Here is a 20,412-nt window from a genome sequence, read left to right as displayed (position 1 = left end):
TATGGTTTAATCCCACTATTCGTATTTCAACTACTCAAATTCCAGAATCTGGATTTTTCCATCCAGTCCAGATTCCATGGTTTTCCAGTTACTTGCCTCAAAAGGCTTATAATCTATGTTGACGAAGTTGATTTCGTGATAATTTCGCCATTCAATACCATTTCTATCCAAATTTCTGATACTGTTTGCCATCAGGTTGGCGACTTCTATTTTGATGGAATTCTTTCCATCCTTCAGCTTTTCAGTTAGGTCCAACTGGTAGGGGATACTCCAGATATTCCCTACATAGTGACCATTGATCCAGATCTTGGCTGACTCATAGACTTTCTCGATAGTCAGTAAATAATGCCTGTCTTCAGTTTTATTAAAATCAAAAGTGCTCGTGTAGGTTGCCTGGCCTGAGAAATCATCCGCTTCCGGATCCCCGTTGTCTGTCCAAGGCTTCAAAGTAGCCATAGTTTGGGATTTGGGGAGTGTAGGTTGGCCTTGATTGAAAGTAACCTCCCAATTCGAAGAAATGTCTGTCGCAGTTAATGGGGTGCTGTAATCCGTCCAAACTGACGAAGGCAGGTCAGACTTTTTTTCAAGAGCTTTTAGGAAGACTGATTCCCCCGATTTGAGGAAAAGATGAACGCTGGTTCCTTTGGGTGAACCAGAAGAAGGAAGTTGGCCTGTTTTTCCGGTTAAGGGATCCATCAGGATCACGGATTCTGCAGAAGAATTCAAAGAAATTTCCTGGTTAACAGGAGAAGCAGTATGGTTGGCCAGAAAATAATAGGTCCCGCCCTCCACTTTTCTTCGGATGAAGCCCAAGCCAGAATCCACTAAAGATTCCCGATAGATTCCCAGATCTTCCAAGGTAGTAGCAAGCTCTTCAGAAAGAAATATCTGGCCTTTTCCTATTTTCGATTGACCTGCTTTGAATTCAATTGCAGCCCATAATTGGTTGAAAATATCCTGCTTTGACTTTTGGTCAGAATGATAGCCGGGAATGGATTCAGGCTTTGACTGAAAAATTATGGTCGCCCCATCTTCAGCCAGTTCGAGAATGTTTCTCAAGGTTTCCGTGGGCATGAATTCAGTTTTAGGGATAATTAAAACCTTAGCGGAATTTTGATCTGAAGTCCGGATCAAGCCATTGCTCGCATTCGAGTTTGAAATCATTTCATCGGAAATGAAATCGAGGGAATAGCCAGCTTCCATTAACTTTTTGGATTGCTTATAAAATTCTGTCGGATGCAGCCATTCATCGACAGCATGAACCGTAATCATTTCCATTCTTCCTGTAGGCTCAGCCCACACATCGTAAACCGGCCAATATACAAGCAGTTCGTTATCTGCTTTTCCGGCTTGTAAAATTGCCTGAGACCTTGCGATATATTCATTGAAACCATTGAAATGTGGCCAAAGACTATTTTGCTGAGTCAAATTCAATGATGCATAAAATAACCAACCCGGATAGGGGACATCCTCAGGGCTGTAGGTAACCCCATGATAAAAAATGTGGTTCACTCCGGCCAAAAATGCCTGCTCCACTTCTGGTTTCATCTGGGAAAATGAAGATTTGAAATGCTCACCCAGCCAGGTGAAAGTTTCTGAGGATACCAGATTTTTGCCTGTCAGATGGGCTGCGGAGGAAGCGAATTTCAGCATGATTGGATCTGGGTCTACGTTTCTGATATCTGCGCTGTCTCTTCGCAAACCCGGAATGGGAAAGTAACTGGACCCGAAGGTTTCACACTCAGGAATATCCACTGAGGCGTAAAGATCCAGCAGATTTCCCGGTGAACCATGCGCTTGATTCTTGGTGAGTTTAGCTTGGTTATGTGCCCATTCTGTCCAGTTTCCAGTGAAATTGGCTAGCAGCAGGTCATTGATAGTCTCCCGGTAATCAGACTTGATCCGTCGAACTTCTTCAGCATTATCCTCACGTTTCAGAAAGGGTAAAAATTCCTTCAGATCATAACCACGACGTTTTTTGAACTGATCAAAAAAATCAGCCGTAAAATCCGCGCCGTATACTTCAAAACTATCATTGTAAAACGCCCTAAAACCGTATTTTTTTTCAGCTAGCGCATGCTCAAAATAGGCGTTATAGGAATCAACCGCCGGTTTACTGAAATGATCCAGTGTATAACCAACTCCGCCGGGAGCAGCACGCTTCACCAGCTGGCCGGTTTTACCCAAAAAAATCGCCTTTACCTGCCAGTCCCCGGCTTCATTCCAGCTAAGCTTTCCATGTTGATCAACATATTTTGTGATTTCCTTCGCTTGGTTGTTTTCATTGTAAGCCATGACTGCAAGAAGTTTTGCATCAGGTTGGCTTTCTTTCGTTTTACTAAAAATGATGGAATCAGTAAATGTTTGACCATCCGATTTTTTATAATCCTGAATCACCATTCGGGATGCTGCATTGTCCGCACTTACCTGGGGGCCTCCAAAGGGCCAGCCCGTTCCTTGTGTTATATCCACCCCCATCCCAAGGGAATTAGCTTTATCGATAGTGAGGGCCAACATGCTCAGCCAATCCTCTGAAAGAAAATCTATATACCGATCTTCATACCCTTTTGCCCCATAGATCGGTGCGATCTCCACTCCACCAAGGCCCGCTTCACTATAGGTGTCAAGCAGATTTGATAGATTTTTCTCATCTACGGCACTTCCCATCCACCACCAGCGGGTCCAAGGTTTGGCACTTTGTGTTATTTCTGGCCAAATAGGGGATTGAGCAGGTTGCTCTTGAGCGTATAAAATCCCTGAAATGAGAAAAACAGGGATAAAAATCGATGAACGGATTTGGTAAAACATTTGGATGTGGATTAATGCAGATGGAAAACATTGGGTAATTCTACGGAGACTGGGGAGTTGTCAGCATTTGTTTCCATGATGTCTGCCATATATTCCCACCATCGCTGCACGATCTGGGTACTTCCCAGATCCTGCGAACTGGAGTTACCATTGACTTCCTGTATAGCGAAAAGACAAGAAGTTTCTTTGTCCAGAAAAATCTGATAATCAATGATTCCTGTATCTTTAAGTAAAGTAACAAGTTCAGGCCATATCTCACGGTGTCTTCTCTCGTATTCTTCTTCAAAGCCAGGAATGAGTTTCATCCGGAAGGCTAGTTTTTTTGGCATTTTGGGTAGTGTAATAATTTTTAAAAACTTTTATCGCCATGTAATTTATGAAAGCTTATGGGTTAGAAAAATCAACTATTTGATAAACCAACACCTGTTAAGGTTATTCGTCAAATACTACTTATGGAAAAGAAATGATAGAACTTTTGCGCAAATACTTAGAAAAAATTGCGCAAAAAGGAGGTATAGTTACATCATCAAAAGTCAGAAAGACAGTTTTTTTAGTACATATAGGATGCAAAGTCTATGCAAGAGAACACTTCCTTTATTGCATAAAACCACCTGCAAATGATTATAAATGAACGTGCATTCAGTTCTTCCAAGAACTAGTTACACTAGTTTTGCACTTCCTGAATTTTCAGGAATTTATTTTTTTATTTCATTAAACAGTTCCGGTTGTAACCCAAACTGTTTAATGAAATAATGGGAATTCTAAACCAAAACCTTCGGGAGCTTTGGAAAACCGAAAAGAAAGTAGACTGAGCTGGAATAAGAGATACTATATCTACTGAAAGAGCAGACAGACAGCTTTAATCCCAGTAAAAATTACCTTGATTTGAAATTACAAATTAATCCTTTAGAAAAGTCTTGAGTGAATTATCAGGAAGAGTCTTAATCTGTTCAACAACTAGTTTGGCATTAAACGCTGCACCTTCTTCAATGGTGTGCGTATGATCGGATTCATTGAAGAAGTGGGCTTTTACATAGGTTTCGCCAAATTCATCATATTCATTGGCGACCAATTGGTTGAGATCGATAAAAGCTGTTTCAGTATTCCAGGCCACTTGTTTTGCCCATAGTCCATAATCATGTTCTGCAGTGATGACTTTGCCATCTTTCCAGCTATTTCTGGGAATCAGCGAGCAGACGATAGGGGTTACTCCCTTAGCTTTTGCTGCCAAAATCATCTGTCGTAAATACTGCCCATAAGAATAGACTGTTTCCTGGCTTTTTGTTATGGGATTATATATGTTTTCAGCCTCCAAACCGGAACTTTTGATGGTACCGCGCGCCCGGGCTTCATCATCCAGTGGGCTGGAATCGTTGTGACCAAATTGCATGATAAGGAAATCTCCCGGTTCTAGTTTGTCCAACACTTTCTGCCAAAGACCATAGGTCTGAAATGTGCGGCTGCTTGTGCCACCGAGGGCATGGTTTTGTATTTTGATCTTTTGCTGATCAAAATAGGGAGCGATAAAATCTCCCCAGCCCCAAAGTCCGCCAGCACCATCACCTTGACCGTTTTTTACCGTAGAATCACCGATCAGAAACAATGTTGGCTTATCCTTTTTCAAATAATCTCTCAGATCGCAATCTTTCAAGTCTTTCAGGGCGTCAGTCACAGACCAGGCATTAATTCTTGCGCCGGCTTCATTGGTGTGGGTATGGTCGCGCTCAAAAAGCCCTTTAACGACTTGCGGCCCCCATTCATCATACTGGTCAGCAATAATTGAATTGAGGTCAATAAAGAAAGAGTCTTGTTTACTAGCGGCTTCCTTCGCCCACCTCCCGAAATCCTGGGAGGCTCTTTCTACTTCCCGGTCTTGGAATTTATTTCTCGGAACCATGGAAGCCACGATGGGAATTGCCCCTTTAGCCTTCGTTTCCCTGATGAATTTTTCCAAATACCATCCATAGGTATGGACGGTTTCCCGTGTGCCATCCGGCCAGGTAAGTTCTTTGGTTTCATCCCCCGTTCCCCGGAGTACTCCTCTGTAACCTGCTTTTGTTGTGTCCGGCTCTGATCCTTCATTATGCCCAAATTGCATGAGCACAAAATCCCCCGGCTTCAGCGTCTCCAGGACCTTGTCCCATCTTCCTTCTTTGATGAAAGTTCTCGTGCTTCTTCCGGCCATTGCCCGATTATTCACTTCTAGTTTGCTGCTATCGAAAAATTCCTGAAGGAAATTTCCCCATCCCCGTTGTAGATTCCCTTCTCCACCATTTCTGACTGTAGAATCTCCGATCAGATAGAGGGTTTTCTGTTCGTCAGAAGGTTGCTGAAAAGCTGCAAAAAGGATGACTATCAAGAGTAGGGAAAAGGGGGGTAAAGAGCTTTTGAATAACATACTTGGTAAGGAGCTGCTAAGAATTGCAAATTTTGATTCGCACAATTTAACAAAAGGATTTTAGGTGAAAACCCGATTTTAATACAAAAATACATTTCCAGCAGGCTCGACTGCCGTAGATCAATTGTTCAGATCTATGCTGATTTTGTCAATACACTGATTTTTATGCTTACCAATCCACGGCTATCTATACACCTTTTCAGCGATAACCTGCGGGTAATTTTACTGCACATACTACCTGGCTTTTAACCTGCCTACATTTTCTAAAAAGGAAATATCAAAAGCGCATGCTGACCTACGGTGTTAAAATCCCTCCAAACGCGGTTGAGTTCAGTATGGGTTTTGGCTGCCTCCAGTCCTGAAAAAGGATATAATTTTCCATTTATCTCACGGCACTTTTGTGTTAGTCTGCGGCTAACTTTACTGACTTTCTTTAGTCTTGAACTTGAGATTTTCCCGTGTTTTTCAAGCTCTTCCCAAGATGCTTTTACCTGCTGATAAAACTCATCCCGAAATCTTGTTAGTTTTTCCTTTTGCTTGTCAAGTAGTTTCTCGAAGTGCCTGAGATGCTTCTTATCGTATTTTCTGTACTCGTGTCTTTTCCAGAACGACTCCTCAATTAAGTTTATCAAATGCTGTGAAATGCCCAGAATATTTGCTGCCAGTGTAGCTTCGGCAAATTGGAGAAATGGATATTGGTAGACAGGAGCATCCAGCTTCGCTTTTTCGGGCAGGATTTCGAACGAGCGATTTCGGGAAATTTTGAGGTTTTCACAACGAAAAGCATGGCTTCCTGTGGCTACCATTCCCATATAATTCCAACCATCGAGAATTTCCACATCCTTTCTGTCCAGTACAAAAGCTTTTACTACAGGTTTTGCTTCATCGTCCAAAACTGCCTCACCATTTTCCAGAATTTCGCAGTTGGCGGTAAGATGGGTAGCGTGCAAAGCCCCTGAAGCATAGGTCCAACTTCCTGAAATGATGTACTTGTCTTTAACCAGATTCGCTTTACCTCCTACAAAGCCACTTCCTGCCAGGCACAGCTCTTTAGGGGGGAAAATGGCAGTTCGAACTGAATCGTCCATAAAGCCCACAAACCAAGCCGCTCCCGCACAAAGGGTTACCGTCCAACCTAAACTCCCATCGAGGCGGGCTAAGTTTTCCTCGATTTCCAATGCCTCGGGTAGGGAACAACCTAACCCGCCGAGATCTTTGGGGACAAAAAGTTTGAACCACTTTTGATGGTAGATTTCAGTCAGCCATTCTTCGGGCAGGCATCCCAATTTCTCAGCTTTTGTGGCAAGTTCGTGACTAAACAGTTTTGAATTTTTCATGGGGTCGGTCAAGTTCTTTTTTCCAGTCGAAATAGCCAAAGACCGCCACTACAAAGAGGAAAATGGTAAGAAATGAGATTAGAATCAGTTGCTTGTGGAAGAGCAGGGGAATAGCAACAAGGTTGGATACATTCAGCCAGATCCAGTTTTCCAATTTCCTTTTGGCTAAAAGCCACATCCCTGCCCACGCTGTGGATGAGACGAAAGCATCGATTACAGGCACATCAGAATCAGTGAAATTGGTAAGCATAAAGTACAGGAATGCCCATCCACCAAGAGCAATTGCCCAAGTGATTCTCTGTTCAGCGCCTGTACTTCGGGAGATTTGGGATGCGCCACTGGCAGATCTGTTTTTCCACATCGCCCAGCCATATATACTCATCACCAGATAGTAGGCATGGAGGAGAGTTTCTGCATAGAGCTTGGCATCCACTAACAGGAAACCTGAGCAGAGAATTCCGATAATCCCCGCAGGGTAGAGCAAAACATTGTTTTTGCGGGCAAGAAGCACTTCGGAAACGCCGAAACCCACAGCGATCCATTCCAATAAACTGGTGGATTCGATCTGCTCGGCGAGCAGACTCATATCAATAGTAACTAGCATTTGAATAACGTTTTATGATTATTCAAAAAAGGGAGAACAGTAATCTAGTCCCTACGCCGGCATTACCCGGATCAGGTGCTCGGTGATCGCTCACCGATGGGTATGATCTCAGCCCGTAACAGTTAGGGCACCCCTTATTTGATGCCGCTAATATAGAAATTAATACCTGATTATCCGAAAGGATGGACACTACTCCCTTTCCTTTGAATTAATGGATCCGATGCTCCTGCCTCCCTCCATTTAGATTCCCTAGCATTTAAGTGAATTCTATTGGACAATTGCTCAGGGGTATTACTAGCAGGATACTCACAGATAGTAAGTCAAGGGGAAGTCCGATATTTACGTACTAATCATTGCGTAATGGGAGAAGTAAAAATTTTTCTTGTAAGGGTAGGTTTGCTATTAATCATTAACCTATTGATTTTTAATGGGATACAAGCACAACAGGGAGTGCCCAAACCTAGGATTTTGGTCAGTTCTGACATAGGTGGTACCGACCCTGATGACTTCCAATCACTGATCCATTTGCTGATGTATGCTGATCTTTTTCAGATAGAAGGCTTGATCTCTTCTCCGTATGGCAACGGTAGAACATCAGATATTTTGGATATGATCGCTTTATATGAACTGGATTATCCCAAGCTATTGGAACGCAGGGCAGACTTTCCCGAACCTGGGGATTTGCGAAAGATAACCAAACAGGGTGCTCTTAACGGTGCCCCCTTTTTGGGTTATTCCATTGCTACAGAAGGTTCGGATTGGATTATTCAGTCTGCAATGAAGAAAAGCAATCAACCACTTTGGGTGCTTGTATGGGGAGGCTTGGAGGATTTGGCCCAGGCCCTTCATGATAAGCCGGAGATTAAGAACCATATTAAAGTATACTGGATTGGCGGACCAAATAAAAAATGGAGTGTAAATGCTTACAGCTATATCGCAGCCAACCATCCGGATCTTTGGATGATTGAGGCGAATGCAACGTATAGGGGTTGGTTTATGGATGAAGATTCCCCGGCAGATATCAGCAACAAGAACTTCTATACGAACTATATCCAAGGAAGGGGAGCGATGGCATCGAATTTTGAGGAGCACTACGGCGGTGAAATCAAAATGGGTGACACCCCATCTCTGGCCTATGTGATGAATGGAAATCCAGATGAGCCTTCGGGAGAAAGCTGGGGAGGAAGCTTTGACAGAATTGACCGGAGTTCAAGAGCGATTTTTTTCGGTGCAAGTTCGTCGGCAGATACCGTTGCTGCCTATGCTACTCTAGAATGGAGATTTGAGGGGCCTAATCTGGATATTGCCCGGGATTCCGTAGTTTTTGAAATTCAGATACAAGACCAGCTATGGCCAGGTTATTACCTTGGTGATGGAGTCTATGGAGTAAAATATTCCTCGAAAAAGCCCGAAATAGGAGCCTACAGAACCAGTAGTGGAATCGCTGAATTGGATGCTTTGCAAGGAGAATATGTAAGTAGTGTTCCTTGGCCGGCGAAACCTTCTGCAACTGATTATATCCTTGGTGAAAACTGGTTTAGTGACCGTCAGGATCCAACATACTTCCTTCAGGACCAGCAGGGAGCTAAAACGGTGTCGAAGTACAGAGAAGAGTTTATGAGGGATTGGGCTAAAAGATGGGAGTGGTTAAAGTAGCCCCTATCATATACGTATTCCTGGGTTTGCTTCAAAAGCGTGTTGTTCTATTTCAAGAGATAAATTAACAGTATGTATGTTAGCCAAAGCCTCGCGGATTTTTCATTTCTGATTGGAATTGGTTAGAATTACCAAGAAGCTGTGCAGGTAACCGGACAGCTTCTTATCAATTAAAAACACGTGCTGGAAATGAAACAAATCATCTTAGTTCATACTATACCAAAACTACTCCTATTAGTTTTGACTTTTTCTTTTAGCCTAGCGATTGGAAGTGCTTTTGCTCAGGTCTCGCCTTTAGCGGGAATTGCTCCAGGAACAATAAAGAATAGCTACATTGATTTAGGTGAGAGCGATTCACTGGCGCTGAGTATAATCAGGGGACGGGTAGATGGCCCTGTTTTTACTATAGTGGCAGGAATTCATGGCTTTGAATATCCGCCTATTATTGCAGTCCAGAGAATTCTTAAATCCATCGACCCAAAAGAGTTGAAAGGGAGTTTACTCATAATCCCTCTGGCCAGCGAAGCATCCTTCTACCAAAGATCAGTTTTCACCCATCCTGAAGACGGAAAAAATTTAAATCGCGTATTTCCGGGCAATGGATCAGGAACCGTTACCGAGAAAATAGCAGCATTTATCAGTCAGGTCATTATTCCGGTTACAGATGTTTTTTTGGATATCCATGGAGGTGATGCAAGTGAAGATTTGCTTCCTTTCGTATGTTTTTATGACAGAAAGGATGCTTCCGCACAGGTTGGTCTGGCAAGAAAATTGGCCAGTGCTGCTGATTTTGAATATAACGTAATCTATCCTTACACATTAAAAGCCGATCAGCCATCTGAATATGCTTTCAAGGAAGCTGTACAGCAGGGGAAAACAGCACTAAGCATAGAGGCGGGCAAGTTGGGCGCTGCAGATAGAGTGGCTATTGATAGGATAGAAAATGGAATTCTGAATATGCTCAAGGAAATGGAAATGATCCAGGGTTCCATTTCAACCCATTCAGATCAGAGGTGGCTAGTCAATCCAGACTACATTAAAGCTCCTGTACAGGGAATTTTTTATAGTGATATTAAAAGCGGAGACCAGGTATCCAGGGGGCAATATTTAGGCTATATCACGGACATTTTTGGAGAAAAATTAGAGGAAATTCATTCAGGTTTTGATGGGATAGTCCTTTATAAAATCGGAACCCCGCCGGTAAATACCGGAGAGACTATGTTTTGTATAGGGAAGGTGAATTAGATTGTAACCTTAGCTGATAGCATTAGGGGTCACGGGAGGCTCAACTTAGGTTTACTTGAGAAGGGGGGCAATTTTGAAAAAGGGCATAAGAAGGAAGAATTGCACTGGCTACCTAAACGCTAAAACTTCGAATTGCTGAATTTTAGCCTCACCTGGATTTATCTATTGAGGATGTTTACAGTAAAAATGGTAACAAGGCAGATGTTTGTGATTAAGTACTCTCCCGTATAATCAATTCAGGCTTAATGGTTTTATAATGGGGTTCTGTAAGATCTTCCTCCGAGTTAATCTCTTTTAATATTAAATCAGCTGCCAACTGTCCCATTTCAAAGGATGGTTGGGACATGGTAGTCAAGGACGGGCTTACAAATCTACTTATGTCGTCATTGCCAAATCCCGCTATCGCCAATTCTTCAGGAATTTTAATTCCCAGCTTTTTCCCCGCTTCTAATGCCCCAATAGCCAATATATCTGCAAAGCAAAATAATGCATCGGGTCTAGTTCTCCCTTCCCAAAGTTTCTTTAAAGCTTTTTCCGCAGCCTCATAAGTGAAATCATCTAGCTCTAAAATGAGGTCCGGGTCAAAGGAAAGCCGGTTTTCTTCATGCGCTTCCTTATATCCGGTCAGCCGAGCCTCACAAACACCCAGAGACATAGGCCCGCTGAGGTAGGCGATTTTTCTTTTTCCTCTGGTTATTAGATGCTGCACTACTTCTTTGGATCCGTTCAGATCATCAGTGGTGACTTTCGAAGAATTAATTTCTGAGCATACCCGTTCAAAAAGTAAAACGGGAATTCCCCTATCCATAATATTTTGAATGTGACCGTAGGAATTTGTCTCCTTGGACAAGGCTAACAAAATCCCATCCACGCGACTATTGGCCAGTGTTTCTACTATCTCAACTTCTTTTTGAAAAGACTCTGCAGACTGAAAAATCATGACCTTATACCCCAGGCCATAGGCGATATTCTCAATCCCGGATATTGAGTTGGACCAAAATTGCCTGTTGATTGTGGGTACTACCACTCCGAGGATTTTGGACTTTTTACTGCTTAGGCTACTGGCCAAAAGATTGGGATGATAATCCATTTCCTTCGCCATCTCCATGACCGCCAGTTTCGTTTCACGTTTGATGTCTGTAGATCCACGAAGTGCTCGCGAAACTGTGGCTATAGAAACATTAAGGCGCTCAGCTATGTCCTTAATTGTAGTTACTTTTTTGCTCATGGTTTATTCTGGGTGAATTAAACTTTTCAATATAGGCAAACTAGCTATGCAAACAAGCAAAGTCACTATAGCAAAGCTACCCTAACTCAATTATGCGCCAAAATTATATTATGTATTTGGTAATTATTCTGCCTAAAGATTGATGAAATGGCAATTGTAAACGCTTTCGGTAACGTTTACGGTATAAAGTTTTGAATTATGTGCATGATAACATCTTTTATTTGGAATCGAATAGATAATTTTGATCCTAGATAAACCCTAACTCTATATCCATGTTAATGAGAATTATTGGATTTCTTTTGATCTCTAACTTCCTGTTTATTTTCTCAAATGCCCAATCGGTTTTAATTGAAGCTGAAAGTTTTGATGACCCGGGAGGATGGGTTGTGGATCCCCAGTTTGTCGAACAGATGGGCTCCCCTTATTTGATGGCGCATGGTATGGGAACTCCTGTGGCTGATGCCCATACAAAATTCCAGCTTGGTGAATCCGGAGAATACCATGTCTGGGTCCGTTCCAAGAACTGGGCCCCTGGGAATTGGGAGGCACCGGGAAGGTTTCAGATAGCCATAGATGGCCGGACTTTGCCTGAAACACTTGGGGTGACACCCGGATGGTCCTGGGAATATGCCGGGAAGATAAAACTGGCAAGTGGGGATACGGAATTAGCGTTGATTGATTTGACAGGTTTTAACGGAAGATGTGATGCAATTTTTTTAAGTACTGATCAGAACGCTCCTCCGCGTGAAAGTCCGGAATTGGCTACCTGGAGAATGAAGAAATCAGACGAAGCTTCCAGTCCTGAAGAAGTCTTGGATTTCGATTTAGTAGTAGTTGGAGGAGGAATTGCCGGATGTGCTTCGGCCATTGCCGCGGCAGAGCAGGGATTGAGCGTAGCATTGATTCACGACCGTCCTGTATTGGGAGGAAATGCAAGCAGTGAAATCAGGGTTCATACGCTGGGAATTTATGGTCATTTTGAAAGGATATTGAGGATGTTGGATACTGAGCATTATCCCAACGGGTCCCCTGAGGCCTATAAAGATGAAATTAAGAGACACAAGAATGTAGAGAAGTATGAAAATATCCACCTCTATACAAATTGGAGGGCATATGATGCCAATACAGAAGGAAACCGGATCTCATCGGTGGATGCACGTCATACTTCAGAAGGAAAGAGAATACGGTTTATTGCCCCACGTTTTGTTGATTCCACAGGAGATGGGTGGATCGGCTTTTGGGCAGGTGCGGATTTTATGTACGGAAGGGAATCCGTGGACACCTATGGTGAAGCCTATGAGGAATGGGGTGAGCTGTGGTCTCCGGAAGAATCCGATGATTTTGTCATGGGCTCTTCTGTGTTGTGGAGAACGGTAAAAAATGATGCTCCAGTAGAATTTCCCGAGGTTCCCTGGGCCAAAGAGGTTGCACAGAATCATGAAGCCACTGAAGGAACCTGGAAATGGGAGCTCTCACGCTTGGATCTTCATCAGATTGATGATGCGGAGGAGATCAGAGACCACATGCTGAAGGCGATCTACGGTTCATTTGCCAATGCAAAAGATAAACCGGAAGGAGAAAACCTGGCATTTGAATGGATTTCCTATCTGGTCGGGAAAAGAGAATCCAGGAGATTGGAAGGTGATTATATATTCACATTCAACGATGTGACAGATCAACGAAAGTTTCCTGATTCGGTGGTGATGGAAACCCGGGAGGTGGATGTGCATTATCAGCAAAACCTAAAGGATGAGAGCAAGCCTGATTTTCTTTCAGAAGCCATTTTCTACAAAACTCCCAAATATTACATCCCTTACAGATCTCTGTATTCCAAAAATATTGAGAACTTATTCATGGCCGGGAGAAACTTTAGCTGTTCCCACATAGGTTTGGGAGGCCCAAGAGTAATGAGGACGACAGGACAGATGGGGGCAGCTGTGGGAATTGCAGCTGTAATCTGTGAAAAATATGGAATTGATCCGCGGGAAGTTTATACCGATCATCTGGAGGAATACATGGAATTGATCGAATCACAGAAGCACTATAATACCATTGCCCCGAAGAAGTGAGACTGATTGTAGCTGTTGGGATAATTATACTGTGTACCGGAGTCAACGGCAAAGTAGCACCTGAAGATCCGCTTTATTTTGATCTGCCGATTAAAATTGAGGATACTTTCGAAAAAACGATAATCGGCGAACTGATGGAAGATGGGTTGATCGAGCCCATTTCGGTAGAATTGGTCACCGGATCAAAAAGACCGCTGTTTTACCAATCCAATATTAGAACTACTGTATGCGATGATGAGGTCTGTGAGATTATGTACGTCAAAATGTATTGGGACCTGGTCGGCGAATATGTAGGCTACGATACAGTTGCCCAACATCCTTTGACAAAATTTGACCACGAGCCGTTTACGGGGAAAGATTATGACCGCCTCCATGAACTGCTTAATAATGATGGTTCCATTTTAAAATTCAAGGAAAAAAGCGAACTGATCGACAAGCAGAAAGTCAAAGCCTCGGATGTAGTGGATGGTACCACCGGGGCAACAGCACTGGAAATCAAAGAGGAGGTAGTAGAGGGTGCGTTATATTCTTCTTATACCCTTTGGCATCTGGCATATAATGGGGCTATCAAAAACATGCTTTCCAGTCATACGAAGAAGCTACTTGATAAAGCATTGATGGTATCCCTTTTAAATTCAGACAGATCAGGGTACAATCTGTTTGCCTACCATAATTTCAAGGTAAATGATTATTCAATCTATAAAAGCCATTGGCTAAACTCTTTAAAAGAAAGTATTCCTTTGACCAGAAAATATATACTTAAAAACATTCCTGATGAGATGTGGAATACTGCTTCGGTTCAGGACGATGTCTGTGCTATGTTTAATTTTTTTGATGTAAACACCAAAACTTCCCTGTTTAATAAATTATCAACTTCAAAAAATATAAGCAGCAAATCAATTGAATACATTAGCTCATATATTACCAGCATGAACGGAAATCAGACCAGGCAGTTTTTGGACATCATTGAGCATAATAATAAGCTTACAGCAGTCACCAAGAAAAATGTAAGAGAGGCTGCTGAAAATACTGAATTTAATTATGGATATCTTATCGATGAACGGGATTGGGATAACTAAGAGGACGGAAAGGAAAATACATTTTGAACGATTTATACTAGGTTGGTTTATTTGTATGGTATTACATGTTGCTACCCAATCATCTCTTTACGCCCAGCAATACGATCCAGCTGAAAATGAATTTCCGGATTTCCGGATTATTGATAGTAACGGCAAACCGTTTCAGAAAAGAGATATGCTTGGAAAAGTTGTTGTTATGGATTTTTGGGCTACTTGGTGTGCTCCATGTATTAAATCTTTTCCGGCGCTGATTGAAACAGAGGATAATTTTAAAGATATTGAAAATGTAATCTTTCTGTTTATCAACACCCTGGAGGTTGTAGGGAGAGATGGACCCTTTATTAATAATTTTTTAGATAAAAGAGGCTTTGATATGCAGGTGTACCTGGATAGACCCCTGGCAGGTGAGAAATCCTTAAGCGAAGCACTTGCGATCACAACTCTTCCCCAGCGGATTATTCTGGACGCTTCCGGGAATATCAGGTACAGGGGAAAAGGATTTTCAGGATCAGATGAAGAGCTGATCAATGAGCTGACTGCCAAAATAAACAAGCTATTGACAGACTGATTTGTATTCTGAAATATTCTTTATTCTTGGAATTGTTTTTACATCATTGGTTATCCGATATAAGAAGTGATATTTTCAAGGTACTGGCAGAGGTTCCCATGTTTTTATGATCCCTAGTTGAATTTAGTGTGCGATATATAATTTATTAGATATTAAATTACAAAATTCTATTAGAGCGAAATCTCGGTTCCCGTTTGATTGAATTTCTGATTATATGCCGAAGTTGTTACTGTTTAATTTAGTTCTTTATTTTCAAGATGATTAAGCGTTTATTCTGATATTAATTTGTTAAAATTGTGAATGTTTTTTTACGCTATTTGTAAATGTAAACGTTATCGGTAACGGTTGCAATGTAAATTTTAAATTAGTATAAAATAATGTTTATTTATTATTTTATAAACAAGTATCTTGTGTGCAATAAACTAGTTGTTTCAATTGATATATTGAAAAACAATAACCCGAACTTTACCAAAATAACTGATGTATGAATAGAAAATTACTGCTGGTGCTGGCAATGCTTTTACTGCTTGTTTGGCATCCACCTTTTTCCAACGAAGTGTTTGCCTCAACATCTATTTTCCATCTCGGATCGATGAAAGAAGTGGATGAAAGACTAATTACTGGCATGGTCAAAGATTCAAATGGAGATGCCTTGCCGGGAGCAAGTATTCTCTTGAAAGGAACTTCAATCGGGGTTATTTCTGATCTGGAAGGAAAATTTCAAATTACAATTCCGGATGGGGTCACTGATCCTGTACTGGTATTTTCATTTATAGGGTTTGAAAATCAAGAAGTACCCGTGGGTAATCAATCCGTAATTAACGCAACCTTGGGAGAAAATCTTTCAGATCTTGAGGAAGTGGTAGTGGTTGGATATGGAACTCAAAAGAAAAGTGATTTGACAGGTGCAGTTTCTACCATTTCAGGAAGGGATTTGACCGAGCGAAAGACCTCACAGGTATCACAGGCACTCCAAGGGACAGTCCCAGGGGTCATGGTGACTAGGAACAATAATGCTCCGGGAGCCTCAGCGAGTATAAGGATACGGGGAATAACCACTATAGGTGACAGCAATCCGCTCATCATTATGGATGGTGTTCCGGTTAGCAGTATAGACAATATAAATTCCAATGACATTGAAAGTATTTCTGTGCTGAAGGATGCTGCTTCTGCTTCCATCTATGGGGCACGTGCGGCAGCAGGTGTTATCGTAGTCACTACCAAGCGGGCAAAAAAAGGAGAGCTGAGTTTAAATTACAATTTTGAATATGGTATGGAAGTTCCTACTACTTTACCAGAATATGTTGATGTACAACGCTATATGGAGATTGCAAATGAGCTCAGGTGGAACGATAACGGAAATAACGAAAATGAGTATCCTCAATATCCTAAAGATCAGATAGACAATTATTATGAATTGAATGCCCAAAATCCTGACTTGTACCCTATTACTGACTGGGTTGATCTGATCTTAAAAAACAGTGCCCCCCGCCAAAGGCATGCGATAGATATATCAGGCGGAGGAGAGGCAATCCGGACTAAGGCATCAATTGTCTACGATAGATTCGGTGGTTTATATATGGGACAGGATTTTGATAGAATCAATGCGAGGATCAATACTGACGGCAATATCACCAAACGTTTAAGTGTGACCATGGATATGTTCTTCAGAAGGGAAGTAAACAAACGCCCGAGTATGGATCCTATTTATAATATGTTTATTTCAGCGCCTATTTATGCGGCAGAATGGTCGGATGGTAGAGTAGGTGAGGGAAAGACCGGAGCTAATATTTATGGTCAAATTAAATACGGAGGTTTTAGACAGAACTGGGAAAACCAGTTTGGCGGTAGAATGGCTGCTAATTATGAAGTTACTGACGGTTTAAAGCTGACTGCTGTTTTATCCCCTAATTTCAACTTCAACAAAGGGAAGAATTTTCAGAAAAGAGTACCTTATTATGCTTATGATGATCCTACAGTATACATGGGGACACTTCAATGGGCCAATTCAACCAGTCTTTCGGAATCAAGAAATGACAATCATCAGGTGACTACCCAGTTTTTGGCAACCTATGATAAAAGCTATGGGAAACACAATCTGAATTTGTTGGCCGGTAATGAGAACTACAGTGCCTTTTATGAAAGTCTTGGCGCTTCGAGAGATCAATATTTACTTGATAATTTCCCATACCTGGATTTAGGCCCACTGGAATTCCGTGGGAACTCAGGTAGTGCATATGAAAATGCATACAATTCATTTTTCGGCAGAGTGACCTACAATTATGGCGAGAAATATTTTATGCAGGCCAATCTTCGTTTTGACGGATCCTCAAGATTTGATGAAGATTATAGGTGGGGATCCTTTCCGTCCTTCTCTTTAGGATGGGTGCTCTCTGAGGAAGAGTTTCTCAAAGGGAATGAAGTAGTTTCATTTCTGAAAATCCGGGGTTCCTACGGTACACTGGGCAACGAGAGAATCGGTAATTATCCCTACCAATCTTCTATAGGTTTTGCGAATGTATTGTTCCATCAAGGATCCAATGTAGTGTCAACCCAATCTGCTGCCCAATGGCAATATGCTATTCCAGACATCAGCTGGGAAAAGACAGCCTCCTATAATATCGGGGTGGATGCAAATTTCTTTAACTATCGTCTGATGGTGTCGGGTGAGTACTTTAAGAAAACAACCAGCGACATGCTTCTCCCATTAGAGATTCCCGATTACATTGGTTTTGACAATCCAGATCAGAATACTGGTAAAATGTACACCAATGGATGGGAATTTGAATTAAGTTGGGCTGATGATATTGGGGAGTTGGGATATTCTGTGGGCTTCAACCTTTCTGATTTTAAATCCACTATGGGTGATCTAGGAGGTATCCAATTTTTGGGAAGCCAGGTAAGAATGGAAGGTAGCCAATTTGATGAATGGTACGGTTATCAATCAGATGGATTGTTTCAGACACAGGAGGAAGTAGATAACTCTGCCGTGCTCAATGCTTCTGTCCGTCCCGGTGATGTGAAATACAAGGACATTAGCGGGCCGAATGGTGTGCCTGACGGAAAAATTTCACCTGAATATGACAGGACGTTATTGGGAGGAAGCATGCCTCGCTATTTATATGGAGGAAATATCAGACTCAATTACAAAAACTTTGACTTTGGACTCGTGATCCAGGGAGTAGGTAGCCAAAACTACAGAATGGGCGGATTGATGGTCCAGCCACTTCCTGAGAACTGGGGACATGTACCAAAAATCATCGACGGAAATTATTGGAGTACCTACAATACTCCTGAAGAAAATCAGAATGTCCGATATCCACGTCTTTCCAGAACCAGCGATGGAAACAACATGGCCATGTCTGATTTCTGGATGATTGATGGAGGATATTTCAGACTGAAGAATATTTCATTGGGTTATACCATTCCAGCTGCTGTTCTACAGCGTGTGGGAATCAGAAGCATCCGTGTTTACGGAAACGCATCGGATGTTTTTACGATCAACAGTTATCCTAAGGGCTGGGACCCTGAGGTAGCCCTTTCAGGATATCCGATAACGTCCTCATTTGTTTTGGGTGCCAATATTCAATTCTAAAGAAAAGCAAAATGAAAACTAAAGTATATATCTATATAGGGGCAATACTGGGACTGGCTTCATGTGCGGACCTGGATCTGAACCCGCTTTCTCAAGGATCAAGTGAATCTTGGTACTCGAATGAAACTGAGATAGACATGTCGGTAAACGATCTCTTTAGAGATGTTTTCTGGACTGATCTAAACGATAGCTGGACTGATGATTACACGAATAGAGAAGCATTGACGCCCATTACAAATGCTACTATTAATGGGGAATGGGGAACTATCAATACCCTTTGGGCGAACACATATAAAGTCATTGCCAGGTGCAATACCATTTTATTGAACCTGGACAAGGTAGAAGGCACCGTACCCCAGGCTACCATTGATGAGTTCAGGGGGAATTCATTATTTGTGAGGGCAGAAAAGTATGCGGAAATGGTTTTTCTTTTCGGTGATGTCATTTATTCAGAGGATATTTTGACTTTGGATGAAGCATTTACATTGACCAGGACCGATAAAAACACGGTTAAAGAAGCGGTTTACCGTGATTTCGACCTTGCTGCTGACTTATTGCCGCTTGCCTATGGATCTTCAGAAAATAAGCGCGGGACAAAAGGTGCAGCATTGGCAATGAAGGCACGTTTTGCATTGGAAATGGGAGATTGGGAGGTCGCCAGGGAAGCAGCAAAGGCATGCATGGATTTGGGGGAATACACGCTTCATGAGGATTTTGATGACTTATTTCTTACGCAGACCAGAAATCCCAACGAGGTTATTTTTGCAATTCCACGTTCCAGAGCGTTAAATGTCACCTGGTATGTCAGGGATTTCCTTCCTCGAAATGCCGGTGGATGGGGAGGAGCCCAAGCTCCTTCATGGGATTTGTTCAGTGCGTTCTTGTGTACAGACGGACTTCCCATAGATGAATCTCCTCTATATGATCCTCACAATCCATTTGAAAACAGAGATCCTAGGTGCGCCTCAACCATCGTTGAGTTTGGGTCAACACATTTGAATTTTATCTATGAGCCTCATCCGGATTCTGTGATGGTTATGAATTTCAATACGGGTACAAAGCAAACCAACAATGACACTCGGTCAGTAGCGCCTTTTGCTTCTTTTAACGGTCTGCTTTTACAGAAAGGGGTCGATGAGGACTGGCTACCAAACTTCAATGCTGAGAATGATCGAATTCTTATGCGATTTGCGGACGTATTGTTGATGTATGCAGAAGCAAGTATTGAATTGGGTCAGATAGACCAATCAGTACTCGATGCAATCAACAGCGTCAGGGCCAGGGCCTATGGGGCAGCTGTTTCAGATGATTCATCCTATCCGGCAGTTACCTCGATGGATCAGGCAAAACTTAGGGAAATTATCCGTTTTGAACGTAGGATGGAATTTGCCTTTGAAGGAAACAGGTATCGTGATCTGATCAGATGGCAAATTGCTGAAAAAGCACTGAACCAAAGTATCTATGGCTTGCTGGATCCTGTCGAACTGAAGGAAAAAGTAGTGGATGCGGGGACATGGTTTTTTCCGATGACTCCTGAAATTGATGAAAATGGCATTGCTGATTTATCCCCAATGTATGAGGCAGGCTTGGTGAAAAGGTTGGCTATCAGGTCATTCGATGGGTCTAAACAATATCTATGGCCTATACCTACCAAAGAGATTTTGATCAATGAAAATCTTGAACAAAACCCAGGCTATTAACCCTTTATAAGGCCTATGCTTCTCCCGAACGGTAACTAGTTTGGGTTTGGGGTATAGGCTTATTTAAAGGTTTTTGTTTCTTAAAATCACTTATTTAAGAGTTAGAACACAGTGATTACCAATCC

At 42.1% G+C, this 20,412-nt stretch carries 13 protein-coding genes; 7 read left to right on the top strand and 6 right to left on the bottom strand.

Annotated elements, in window-relative coordinates:
- Nucleotides 1-30 precede the first annotated feature (30 nt).
- The 5 genes from AS141_RS12630 to pnuC form a co-directional block, all read right to left on the bottom strand.
- A complete protein-coding gene (locus AS141_RS12630; RefSeq protein WP_057938028.1) occupies nt 31-2,808 on the bottom strand; it encodes a glycosyl hydrolase in 2,778 nt (925 codons plus the stop codon).
- Between the two features lie 11 nt (nt 2,809-2,819).
- Entirely contained in the window at nt 2,820-3,113 is a 294-nt protein-coding gene (gene rhaM / locus AS141_RS12625; protein ID WP_394331077.1) for an L-rhamnose mutarotase, read from the bottom strand.
- A gap of 593 nt (nt 3,114-3,706) precedes the next feature.
- Complete coding sequence (locus AS141_RS12620) at nt 3,707-5,206, bottom strand: rhamnogalacturonan acetylesterase (RefSeq protein ID WP_057938026.1); 1,500 nt, start codon at nt 5,204-5,206, stop codon at nt 3,707-3,709.
- A 263-nt stretch (nt 5,207-5,469) separates the two neighbouring features.
- A complete protein-coding gene (locus AS141_RS12615) occupies nt 5,470-6,543 on the bottom strand; it encodes an acyl-CoA dehydrogenase family protein (RefSeq protein WP_057938025.1) in 1,074 nt (357 codons plus the stop codon).
- Nucleotides 6,521-7,147, bottom strand: a complete 627-nt coding sequence (pnuC, locus tag AS141_RS12610) for a nicotinamide riboside transporter PnuC (RefSeq protein ID WP_057938024.1) — start codon at nt 7,145-7,147, stop codon at nt 6,521-6,523. The genes AS141_RS12615 and pnuC overlap by 23 nt, the downstream gene beginning before the upstream one ends.
- A 360-nt stretch (nt 7,148-7,507) precedes the next feature.
- Between pnuC and AS141_RS12605 the strand changes: the two genes are divergently transcribed.
- Nucleotides 7,508-8,803, top strand: coding sequence for a nucleoside hydrolase-like domain-containing protein (locus tag AS141_RS12605; protein ID WP_057938023.1), 1,296 nt, complete (start codon nt 7,508-7,510; stop codon nt 8,801-8,803).
- 189 nt (nt 8,804-8,992) lie between these two features.
- Nucleotides 8,993-10,048: a succinylglutamate desuccinylase/aspartoacylase family protein gene (locus AS141_RS12600; protein ID WP_082632282.1), complete on the top strand. Its 1,056-nt coding sequence runs from the start codon at nt 8,993-8,995 to the stop codon at nt 10,046-10,048.
- Between the two features lie 211 nt (nt 10,049-10,259).
- Here AS141_RS12600 and AS141_RS12595 read toward each other — a convergent pair whose 3' ends face one another.
- A complete protein-coding gene (locus AS141_RS12595; RefSeq protein WP_057938022.1) occupies nt 10,260-11,276 on the bottom strand; it encodes a LacI family DNA-binding transcriptional regulator in 1,017 nt (338 codons plus the stop codon).
- Between the two features lie 278 nt (nt 11,277-11,554).
- On the opposite strand from AS141_RS12595, the gene AS141_RS12590 reads away from it, so the two are divergent.
- The 5 genes from AS141_RS12590 to AS141_RS12570 all read left to right on the top strand — a co-directional run bounded on the left by AS141_RS12590 (nt 11,555) and on the right by AS141_RS12570 (nt 20,287).
- Nucleotides 11,555-13,345, top strand: a complete 1,791-nt coding sequence (locus AS141_RS12590) for an FAD-dependent oxidoreductase (RefSeq protein ID WP_057938021.1) — start codon at nt 11,555-11,557, stop codon at nt 13,343-13,345.
- Nucleotides 13,342-14,424 (top strand): hypothetical protein, encoded by a 1,083-nt coding sequence (locus AS141_RS12585; protein WP_057938020.1) that lies wholly within the window; start codon nt 13,342-13,344, stop codon nt 14,422-14,424. The genes AS141_RS12590 and AS141_RS12585 overlap by 4 nt, the downstream gene beginning before the upstream one ends.
- 55 nt (nt 14,425-14,479) lie before the next feature.
- Nucleotides 14,480-14,992 carry a TlpA family protein disulfide reductase gene (locus AS141_RS12580; RefSeq protein WP_057938019.1) on the top strand — a complete coding sequence of 171 codons (513 nt, stop codon included), beginning with the start codon at nt 14,480-14,482 and terminating at the stop codon, nt 14,990-14,992.
- Nucleotides 14,993-15,476: 484 nt separating this feature from the next.
- A complete protein-coding gene (locus tag AS141_RS12575) occupies nt 15,477-18,587 on the top strand; it encodes a SusC/RagA family TonB-linked outer membrane protein (protein WP_232424896.1) in 3,111 nt (1,036 codons plus the stop codon).
- Nucleotides 18,588-18,598: 11 nt separating this feature from the next.
- The gene (locus AS141_RS12570) at nt 18,599-20,287 is read left to right on the top strand and encodes a RagB/SusD family nutrient uptake outer membrane protein (RefSeq protein WP_057938018.1); all 1,689 of its coding nucleotides are present in this window, start codon (nt 18,599-18,601) and stop codon (nt 20,285-20,287) included.
- Nucleotides 20,288-20,412 lie beyond the last annotated feature (125 nt).

This window comes from Algoriphagus resistens (assembly GCF_001442615.1).
In the GTDB taxonomy this organism is placed as follows: domain Bacteria; phylum Bacteroidota; class Bacteroidia; order Cytophagales; family Cyclobacteriaceae; genus Algoriphagus; species Algoriphagus resistens.
This window is presented reverse-complemented; position numbering and strand designations above follow the sequence as displayed.

Excerpts from the sequence above, each read along its gene's own strand:
- AS141_RS12595 (WP_057938022.1), bottom strand. The coding sequence starts at position 11,276 with ATGAGCAAAAAAGTAACTACAATTAAGGACATAGCTGAGCGCCTTAAT.
- rhaM (WP_394331077.1), bottom strand. The coding sequence starts at position 3,113 with ATGAAACTCATTCCTGGCTTTGAAGAAGAATACGAGAGAAGACACCGT.
- AS141_RS12580 (WP_057938019.1), top strand. The coding sequence starts at position 14,480 with ATGGTATTACATGTTGCTACCCAATCATCTCTTTACGCCCAGCAATAC.
- AS141_RS12600 (WP_082632282.1), top strand. The coding sequence starts at position 8,993 with ATGAAACAAATCATCTTAGTTCATACTATACCAAAACTACTCCTATTA.
- AS141_RS12630 (WP_057938028.1), bottom strand. The coding sequence starts at position 2,808 with ATGTTTTACCAAATCCGTTCATCGATTTTTATCCCTGTTTTTCTCATT.
- AS141_RS12575 (WP_232424896.1), top strand. The coding sequence starts at position 15,477 with ATGAATAGAAAATTACTGCTGGTGCTGGCAATGCTTTTACTGCTTGTT.
- AS141_RS12570 (WP_057938018.1), top strand. The coding sequence starts at position 18,599 with ATGAAAACTAAAGTATATATCTATATAGGGGCAATACTGGGACTGGCT.
- AS141_RS12615 (WP_057938025.1), bottom strand. The coding sequence starts at position 6,543 with ATGAAAAATTCAAAACTGTTTAGTCACGAACTTGCCACAAAAGCTGAG.
- pnuC (WP_057938024.1), bottom strand. The coding sequence starts at position 7,147 with ATGCTAGTTACTATTGATATGAGTCTGCTCGCCGAGCAGATCGAATCC.
- AS141_RS12620 (WP_057938026.1), bottom strand. The coding sequence starts at position 5,206 with ATGTTATTCAAAAGCTCTTTACCCCCCTTTTCCCTACTCTTGATAGTC.
- AS141_RS12605 (WP_057938023.1), top strand. The coding sequence starts at position 7,508 with ATGGGAGAAGTAAAAATTTTTCTTGTAAGGGTAGGTTTGCTATTAATC.
- AS141_RS12590 (WP_057938021.1), top strand. The coding sequence starts at position 11,555 with ATGAGAATTATTGGATTTCTTTTGATCTCTAACTTCCTGTTTATTTTC.